The 1,742-nt window shown below is 74.8% G+C and carries 2 protein-coding genes; one reads left to right on the forward strand and one right to left on the reverse strand.

Annotated features, from left to right (window positions below):
• Window positions 1–41 precede the first annotated feature (41 nt).
• Complete coding sequence (locus A7A76_RS01005; protein WP_206409444.1) at window positions 42–1,205, reverse strand: AAA family ATPase; 1,164 nt, start codon at window positions 1,203–1,205, stop codon at window positions 42–44.
• Window positions 1,206–1,507: 302 nt separating this feature from the next.
• Here A7A76_RS01005 and A7A76_RS01010 point away from each other — a divergent pair.
• On the forward strand, window positions 1,508–1,742 hold a 235-nt coding region (locus A7A76_RS01010; protein WP_206409445.1), incomplete at its 3' end, for a hypothetical protein.

Below are 1,742 nucleotides of genomic sequence, written 5' to 3' on the forward strand. Positions count from 1 at the left end.
CTGCGGCGCGGGCGGTTGCGGTTCCGGGCCCCACTGCCAGCTCATGCCGCCGCCGTCACCCGCGCGGCCAGGCGCGCGCGCTCGGCGGCCAGTTCGGCCGGCAGGCTGGCGCTGTCGAAGTTGGCGTCGATCTCGCGCAGCAGCGCTTCGGCGATGACGCCGGCGCCGGGCGCGTCGCTGGCGCCGGCCAGGCAGGCGCGCGCGGCTTCGAGCAGGCGCGCGCTGCGCGACAGCGGCTGCAAGGCGGCGTGTTCGACCGCCGCGCGCAAGGTCGGGTTGGCCGCGGCGGCGAGCGAATCGCGCAGCACGTCCTGCGCCGCCAGCTGCGCCTCGCGCGTGGGCATGACGTAGAACAGCGGCCACAGGTCGGCCTCCTGCGCGCTGTCGCGCCCGGCCAGCACCGCGGCCGCGGCGATCAGGCGCTGGGCCTTGACGATGCGCCGGTCCGACAGGCTCAGCCCGGCCGCGCGCAACTTGCGGATCGCCTCGGCCAGCGCGCCGCGCGCGCGTTCCATCGCCACCGCCGGCACGCGCCGGCTCAGCTCGTCGATGTCGCTGAGTTCGGCCTGGTGCGACAGCGCCGCGCGCTCGGCCTGCCAGCCGCCGGCCAGCAGCGCTTCGAGCTGATGATCCGGCACCGGCTCGACGAACAGGTGCAGCAGGAAGCGGTCGGCGAAGGCGGCCAGCGATTCGTCGTCGGGCAACGCGTTGGAGGCGCCGACGCAGACCCGCAGCGGACAGGCGATCTGGGTGTGGCCACGGCGAAAACGGCGCTCGTTGAGCACGCCGAGCAAGGTGTTGAGGATCGCGGTCGAGCCCAGGAACACCTCGTCGAGGAAGGCGACCTCGGCCTCGGGCAGCATGCCGCTGACGTCGGTCTCGACCACGCCCTCGCGCAGCCGGCGCAGGTCGACCGGGCCGAACAGTTCCGACGGCTCGGTGAAGCGGCCCAGCAGATATTCGAAATAACGCCCGCCCAGCGCCGCGGCGACCCGGCGCACCACCGCGCTCTTGGCGGTGCCGGGCGGGCCGAGGATCAGCAGATGTTCTTGCGCGACCGCGGCCAGCACGATCAGTTCGGCGAGCTGTTCGCGCTCGATCAGGCCGGTGGTGGCGGCGTGCACCGCATCGCGGACGCGGGCCGCGGCCTGCTGCGCCGAGTGCGCGGAAGAGTGCGCGGAAGAAGGGACGGAACTGGAAGTCATGGCGGAGGCGGGCCTGGATCCTTGGCGGCGCGCGACGGCGCGGCGGCCGCGGCTGCGTGGCGTTGCGTGGCGGTGAGGGTGCGGCTGACGGCTGATGTCGCGATCGCGGCGGCCGCGCGCGCGCGCCTGCCACGCGCGCACTGTAGGCGCGGGCCGCGCGAAACCGCAACTGAGGTCGCGTCAGGATCGTGAGCGCCGCAGCGCTGTGCGCGCGGTCGCCGCCCGCGCGGCGGTTGGTTACCCTAGCGGTCCGCTTTCGATCCGTCCGCCGATCCATCCGCCGAACCGGCCAGGATGCCGCCATGTCCGATACGCCCGCGAATCCTCTGCTCACCGACCTGTTGGCCGCGCTGGCCGCCAGCCCGGACAACCCGGCGCTGGGCGCGCTGGTGCTCAACGCCTGCCTGAGCGGCGCCGACGCCGCCGCGCTGGGGCGCGCGCTGGACCTGTCCGGTCCCGGCCTGCTCGCCGATCCGGCCCAGCGCGACGCCGCGCTGGTGCTGCTGCTGCGCGCCGGCGACGACGAACGCGCGCTGC

The sequence above is a fragment of the Lysobacter enzymogenes genome, assembly GCF_017168095.1.
In the GTDB taxonomy this organism is placed as follows: domain Bacteria; phylum Pseudomonadota; class Gammaproteobacteria; order Xanthomonadales; family Xanthomonadaceae; genus Lysobacter; species Lysobacter enzymogenes_D.